Here is a 6,234-nt window from a genome sequence, read left to right as displayed (position 1 = left end):
GGCAGCCCTTGAGGTGATATGGAAAAATGACAAAGAAAAAGAGAAACAGAAGAAAAGCGGCATTGAAAGCATGGGAGACAAAAAGAAAAAATCAAAGGGAAAAGGACATAAGCGTAAAATTTTGGGATGGAATCTTTGAGATTGGAAAACAAGTTTATGACGGTATATTCAAGAAAGAAGAGCCAAAGCCTGAGCCTGAAAAGCCTAAAGGAAGAGAAGCTCTTTCACCATTTCTAAGAGAGTAAGGAGATGAATAGAATGTCAGATAAACCTTTGTTTGACGTTGAGGCGATACTCAAGTCGCTATTTTCAAGAAGAGAGTCTTCGCTACCTTTTTCAAGAAAATACTCTCCAAATTGGACACCCACAAAAAATAAGCGTGAGCCTATGCCCGCAAGAGAAGAAGGCTCAATAGGTCTTGTGTGGCAACGGTTGCCTCTAAAAGTTAGAGAACAAGGGGTCGGAGTAAATGCGAAACAATGGAAAGAAAGACTTCAAAAGAGTAGGCAATAAATGGTTAGAAATCTCAATTCTGATGTAGAAGATGAAGACTTTAAGCTGATAGAGAACATTCAAAAAGAAAAAGGTTTCATGTCTAGGAGACAAGCCATTCACGAAATCTGTAATGTTTATAGAGAGAAGATGCTCGGAATTGAGACCAATTCAATGTCTGAAAATAGAGAGGATAAGGAAGAGGATACTCCTTACTTCAGCGATTTTGGAGCATTTGCATGTAGATTCCGAAAAGCTAAAGATGACGAAGATTTTACATGCTATTCACGAAATCCACTTGTGAGAGTTAAATCGAATGGCACAATTCCTAAAGATATTTGCCGTCTATGTGAGAAAGAACAACAAGAAAAGCAACTTTTGAATAGAGTAACTTCAACGAAAAGCGGTCAAGCCTACAAAGAGTATCATGCAAAGCTTAGTGAAAAACACATAGAAAACCTTGAATACAAACGGGAAATAGAAAAAATAAAGACCGAAGGAATGAGAGAACGAAAGCAAGTCAAAGCATCCACAAGCCGAAGCTATAGGAAAAAAATGGATATGGGAAAGTCAAAAGGGAGACCACATAGCTACAATGACCCCAACTGCACATGTAACCAATGCAGAGAGAAACGCAAAGATTTAGAAAACATGTTTCCATTAGGATAGCTCTTTCAAGACAAGTTGCTTCAAAAAAGCGTAAGGAGTCAACTTCTTAGCTTCAACTTTCTTAATGAATCGTTTGTATTGCTTTTCGTTTAACCAAGTCTCTATTCTCTTCAAAGGGGTCTCTCTATGTTATTTATGGTTTTTATCCTTTTAAAAGGATTTCTATCTCAAAAGTAACCTACTCATACTCTTGCTGGCTTTGTGGCATTCTTTGAAAGTGTTTTAGACCCTTTCAGAAAATAGAGCCAAATTGAGGCTAAAATCAAAAACCAAACTGTAAAAATCGTCTTTTCTGGAATTATGATTGTTTCTTGTGTTGAATGATTGTAAGTGAAGTATAGGTAGCTGTGTGTGTTGTTGGAAATGCTTGTTAGTGGAGTGTGTGAAACTTCAGTGCCATTAACAAAGACTCTGTACGTTTCATTCATCAAAGCTGTTGGAATGCATATTCTACAAAAACCATTAGTGCCATTTTCGCCAGAAACGTTGAAAATTATTGCAGTTCCGTTGAAGTGAAAATTCGATATTGTAGAGTTGCAGATAGTTTGAACCTGATGTTCTGAAGTGGCGCTAAAATCAGAAAACATTCCCATCAAAGGGTTGTAGTCTGTGTTGTTTTGGTCAATCACATGCCAACTGTTACCTATTCCATCATGGTCTGGGTCAACTCCGGTGTAGTTGCTCCAATAGTTTCCTTCAAAACCGTTGTCCCAGAAGTTTTTTTGCGAATTATTATTGCATGTGTGGATGTACACGTTCTTGGTGTTATTGACTAAGTTGTTGTGATAGATTGTGTTGTCGTGAGATGGTCCGAAAAGATATATCCCATGTTCTGCGTCAGAGACAGTATTTCCTACAACAATGTTGTTGTTGGAATAGATTAAACTTATTTGACTTTTCTTCATCACGTTATTGAGTAGTTGGTTGTTATGACTTGATGTCAAGCAGATTGCGCCAGAATCTGAGCTTACGTTTTCTATCTTTGAGTTATTTGTGCCTGCAAAGCATACAATGTCATTGGTGACAGTAATATCCTTCACCAATATGTTATTAGAATTGATCGCATAAACAGATCCAGCATCTCTTGGAATTTGTTTATTATGTTGACTTATCCAATAATAGATGGGAAATCCGTCAACTTTGTTGCTTTCGTCGATGTCGTGTAGAAAATGGAAGATACCAAGTGTGGGATTCCATCCGACACCGAAATTTAAAACGTTATTAGTCATATTGTTTTCTCTTAGGGTGTTGTTGTTAGAAGTTTTCAATAGGATCCCTTGACTGTTGTTCGTAATTATATTTCTGGCAAGGTAGTTGTTGTTAGATTCAACTAAGACACCGTAGGCGTTTGGCCATTCTGAAAAATCGCCGCCATTCTGTATTGTGAAACCAGTGATATTCACGTTGTCAGAAATTACGGTGGTAACATTGCCGGTTTTGCTGCCGTCGATAATGGTTGAAACAGGATCCTCTCCAATCAGGATCACTGATTTGTTTATTACAACGTGTTCGTAAAAGATGCCTGAATCAACAAGTATCGTGTGCCCATCAGCTGTTTCTAGGTCATTTATTGCCTCTTGAATTGTGGTAAAGTTCAATTTTGTATCAACATTATGAACTCTACAAATTTGATCAGCTACGGATAACGAGTTAACACACAACCCTCCAATTGCGTCTTGATAGTTGTAGGAGGGATACGTCTCATGTTCCCAAACACTACCCTCTATGATTCCCATAGCTGTCACTAAAAGATTATAAGAACCAGTCTCACTCGCTTGGATTGACCAAGATGTCTGAACAGAATTTCCAGCAAAAATATTCCCTAAGGCGTGCTGTTTTGTTTCTCCCGACCCCAGTTCCAAGCCTTCCTGCAACTCAATAGTTGCGTTGCAAAAAGAGGCTGGATAGTCGGTTGTACTAAATGGCGTAGAGCAAAGATAGGTTATGTTGGCTATTACTTCAAAGTCATCTCCTTTACTTACTATGCTAGGGATTTGTAATTCTATGTCCCAAGGCTTCACCCAAAGCCCCCAATAATTTGAGTATTCCCACAAATCTAGAAACGTTTCATTCGTCATCGAAGTGTTAGCTCCTCCATATTCCCCACCCCAATCTTTGTTCCATGGATCATGCGTGATTACGTGTGTAGTGTTATATCCTATTACAACTCGATAGTGGCCATAAAGCTTTGCAGAGGACCACCACATTAAGACAATTGTGGGTTCTCCCTTGTCTATCAATGTCTCCAAGTCTTCTATGGTTAGAGGCCATTGTTCAAAGGCAGAATAGCCAACCTTACGAGCCGAATATCCCGTGATATTACTATCAGGAATTTCATCACCTTGTGAGATGCTCATATTGCTAAAATGAGCTGCCCTCAACAACTCATCCGTAAACGTTACATAAGGATAGGTTCTTGCTACATCAGCAATTTCCGCTTGAGGAACATCTTCTCCATAATAATCAAAGACCATTTCCAAAGCTGCTGGACCACAGTAGTAGCTCTTATTCTGATAGTGAAACGGCACAGGGAGATATGCAGCAGAGTTACTGACTTCAATGTTGGATTCGTCGAGGCGTTTTCCACATGCAACAAATTGAGAGAAAGTGGCGGAAATAGGTAGCATTACCATTATGGATGAAACGAGAATAAAGAAAACAAGTTTCCTACTCATGAAGCATCATTTATTATATTCTCTGTTTCAGTTTTTATGGTTTATGGACAAATCTTCAACTGAATTCTAAACAACCTATCTAAGATATCTAAAAAAGCAAAAAATTTCATGTGGTGCCCAAGACTTCGATCATAGTATTTCTCAACTTTTCAGCCGCCCCTTCAACTTCCATGCTCAAGCCTTCACCAAAATCAGTCACTTTAGGCTGCACAATTATCAAGGCGATTCTAGCACCTACTGTTTTTTCCAGATACTCACAAAATATTCTAAGTGGAAGAGCATGCGTTGAAATTGCAGTAGTTTGTGAACCTAAAACCTTGCTTGATTCCACAAACTTTGCATCGCCCGGCTCTAGCCCAAGCAGTCCAGCGTCGATGACTAGAATGTGGGTGGGATTAAACTTAGTTATGGGTTCAATGAAGCTTTCTGGAACCGTTTCACTTTCAATAAGCATCACCCGCTTAGAAACTTTACCTTTCAAACCTCTGACTAATTCCACACCTACAAAGTCGTCTCTACGCAGTTCATTGCCAATCCCGACGACAACAATCCTCTTTGCATTCTTCAGCCATTTCCGCAACGCATCCCCGACATCCCCTGACTTGTTCACTAGTAGCCACCTCAGACAATCTGTCTAAGCAACTTCTTCCGAAGCGCCTTCAACGTTCCAGAAACGGCAACGACACGAATTACAGCACGTTTTCCGTTAATCTCTGTAACAGCAGCAACAGCCGCTCTAACCAAGTCCAATGCCTTATGCGAACATCTGACAATCGCAACTTTTTTCTCGTCGTTACACTTTACCAGAGACAAAGCAGTTTGACTGGCACCAAATTCGCCGAAAAGCTGATACACCATACTCCAAATTGCGTTCATCAAATCTCTTTCATCAAAGGGCTGGTCGCTCTCAGCCTTCAAAGCCAAATAGCGCCTTCTTAGCTGCCGCAGTTCCTTCCCCTCCGTACCACACGTATACTCCTCGCTACATAACTCGAGTCAAGCTTCTTTCTGTTACGCTCAACAATACCCAGAGGCGTAATAGAAACCGCATTCAAAGCAGCTACGCTGTCCATCCCAAACAACACAGCAATACTCGCAAAATCGTGAGGTCCACGCAACTGAAAAGAATCAACCGCACCACCACTAATTACGACAGGAACACCAAGCTTCTCAGCAATTGCCGCCTCTCTTCGCAAACAAGAAAGAAGACGCACCCTAGAAAAACCAGCAGACCTAAGAATTAACGCCATGTCAATCTCAAAAGCAGCAGCACCCTGAGAAGCCAGTCTTGCCTCAGCATAATCAAAAAACCGTTCACGCGGATTACGAGAAGGAAAAACAACAAAATCAACTCGATGATCCTTAGCTGCCTGCCTAGCAACCGATTTTGAAAAACAGTTCACAGATACCAGTTCGAATTTTCGCCGAAATTGTCTCAGACTTTTCAATAGTTCACCTGATGATTTCGGCGTTAAGTCAATTCTCATGGCAAAATCAACACGGTAGTTTCTGCAAATTTTCCGTAAGAAACGGATTGTGTCCGGTTTAACTTTTGGAGGCAGAGAAACTCCTACTAAGCTGTAGCCTAGATCTGATGCTTTTGATACTATTTTCTCTATCTGTTCTCTCCTGTCCAGATTTGGTTGTAAGTGGAGGTCGGCAAATTGTTTCATGGCATTATCCCTAACTCTCGGCAGATTTCAACAATGTCCTTCTTTCTGAAGTGGATACGAATATGAATAGGGTCGGCTTTGTGAAGTGTAAATTCGTCCTCAAATGCTGCTTGTTTGTCAAGACGGAGATATAAGTTACTTTTCTCCACAAACATGTCTGACTCTCTAAGCATTGTTTCTTTATCCAACATGCTGAGACAGGTGGCAAGCTTTTCGACAAAAGCCTTTATTATCTCTTCGTCTTTTACCCTTGTTTCAAAGAGAATTATAGGATTGCCATAATGACCCTTCAAAGCGTCTTTTTTGAATATTACTTCTTCGATGCGATTCACTGGAAACAGGTTGTACACTGCTTTTTTTACCTTTTCCGAGTCTTCGGTTGCGTGAACTGAGAAGCGGATATCTATGTATACTATGGGAAGCTTCAACTCTTGCTACCTCAGTATTGTTGTCTTCAAGAGGTTTTTTTCTTTGCCTTGGGATTACTTTTTTTTAACTGCCGCTTAATCAGTTTAACATTTTCACCGTGAACCGTTCGTCTTCTCACGTCAACGGGCAACCCGACGTGTAAAGCTTGCTTAAGACTGATGCCCGCCTTTTTCAGTTCCTCTCTGCTGAAACCTCTTCCTTTACGCTTTTCACCACTCTTTTTACGAACAATCAAACGATTTCGCAAAGCCATTTGTTCACACTCTCAACTGCAAAATTCTTTGCAAGGCTTCCTT

10 protein-coding genes are annotated in these 6,234 nt (G+C 40.3%); 3 read left to right on the top strand and 7 right to left on the bottom strand.

Going from position 1 to position 6,234, the window contains the following annotated elements:
• Positions 1–26 precede the first annotated feature (26 nt).
• Genes OEX01_05750 through OEX01_05740 form a run of 3 tightly spaced genes read left to right on the top strand, consistent with a single transcriptional unit; the run spans position 27 to position 1,161 of the window.
• A complete protein-coding gene (locus tag OEX01_05750) occupies positions 27–245 on the top strand; it encodes a hypothetical protein (protein MDH5448491.1) in 219 nt (72 codons plus the stop codon).
• 13 nt (positions 246–258) lie between these two features.
• Positions 259–513 (top strand): hypothetical protein, encoded by a 255-nt coding sequence (locus tag OEX01_05745; protein ID MDH5448490.1) that lies wholly within the window; start codon positions 259–261, stop codon positions 511–513.
• Positions 514–1,161, top strand: a complete 648-nt coding sequence (locus tag OEX01_05740) for a hypothetical protein (protein ID MDH5448489.1) — start codon at positions 514–516, stop codon at positions 1,159–1,161. It abuts the gene before it with no gap.
• Here the strand turns inward: OEX01_05740 and OEX01_05735 are convergent.
• The 7 genes from OEX01_05735 to OEX01_05705 all read right to left on the bottom strand — a co-directional run bounded on the left by OEX01_05735 (position 1,153) and on the right by OEX01_05705 (position 6,191).
• A complete protein-coding gene (locus OEX01_05735) occupies positions 1,153–1,275 on the bottom strand; it encodes a hypothetical protein (GenBank protein ID MDH5448488.1) in 123 nt (40 codons plus the stop codon). The genes OEX01_05740 and OEX01_05735 overlap by 9 nt on opposite strands.
• A 68-nt stretch (positions 1,276–1,343) precedes the next feature.
• Positions 1,344–3,836 (bottom strand): C39 family peptidase, encoded by a 2,493-nt coding sequence (locus OEX01_05730; GenBank protein MDH5448487.1) that lies wholly within the window; start codon positions 3,834–3,836, stop codon positions 1,344–1,346.
• Positions 3,837–3,942: 106 nt separating this feature from the next.
• On the bottom strand, positions 3,943–4,446 hold the full coding sequence (locus OEX01_05725) for a hydrogenase 3 maturation endopeptidase HyCI (protein MDH5448486.1): 504 nt from the start codon (positions 4,444–4,446) through the stop codon (positions 3,943–3,945).
• Positions 4,447–4,457: 11 nt separating this feature from the next.
• Positions 4,458–4,754 (bottom strand): Rpp14/Pop5 family protein, encoded by a 297-nt coding sequence (locus OEX01_05720; GenBank protein MDH5448485.1) that lies wholly within the window; start codon positions 4,752–4,754, stop codon positions 4,458–4,460.
• Between the two features lie 17 nt (positions 4,755–4,771).
• Complete coding sequence (locus OEX01_05715) at positions 4,772–5,509, bottom strand: hypothetical protein (GenBank protein ID MDH5448484.1); 738 nt, start codon at positions 5,507–5,509, stop codon at positions 4,772–4,774.
• The gene (locus OEX01_05710) at positions 5,506–5,937 is read right to left on the bottom strand and encodes a hypothetical protein (protein ID MDH5448483.1); all 432 of its coding nucleotides are present in this window, start codon (positions 5,935–5,937) and stop codon (positions 5,506–5,508) included. Before OEX01_05710 ends, OEX01_05715 begins: the two co-directional genes overlap by 4 nt.
• Before the next feature lie 26 nt (positions 5,938–5,963).
• Complete coding sequence (locus OEX01_05705; protein ID MDH5448482.1) at positions 5,964–6,191, bottom strand: ribosomal protein L13e; 228 nt, start codon at positions 6,189–6,191, stop codon at positions 5,964–5,966.
• Between the last annotated feature and the right edge of the window lie 43 nt (positions 6,192–6,234).

This window comes from Candidatus Bathyarchaeota archaeon (assembly GCA_029882535.1).
GTDB lineage: Archaea > Thermoproteota > Bathyarchaeia > Bathyarchaeales > SOJC01 > JAOUKM01.
This window is presented reverse-complemented; position numbering and strand designations above follow the sequence as displayed.

Excerpts from the sequence above, each read along its gene's own strand:
- OEX01_05745 (MDH5448490.1), top strand. The coding sequence starts at position 259 with ATGTCAGATAAACCTTTGTTTGACGTTGAGGCGATACTCAAGTCGCTA.
- OEX01_05705 (MDH5448482.1), bottom strand. The coding sequence starts at position 6,191 with ATGGCTTTGCGAAATCGTTTGATTGTTCGTAAAAAGAGTGGTGAAAAG.
- OEX01_05750 (MDH5448491.1), top strand. The coding sequence starts at position 27 with ATGACAAAGAAAAAGAGAAACAGAAGAAAAGCGGCATTGAAAGCATGG.
- OEX01_05715 (MDH5448484.1), bottom strand. The coding sequence starts at position 5,509 with ATGAAACAATTTGCCGACCTCCACTTACAACCAAATCTGGACAGGAGA.
- OEX01_05740 (MDH5448489.1), top strand. The coding sequence starts at position 514 with ATGGTTAGAAATCTCAATTCTGATGTAGAAGATGAAGACTTTAAGCTG.
- OEX01_05730 (MDH5448487.1), bottom strand. The coding sequence starts at position 3,836 with ATGAGTAGGAAACTTGTTTTCTTTATTCTCGTTTCATCCATAATGGTA.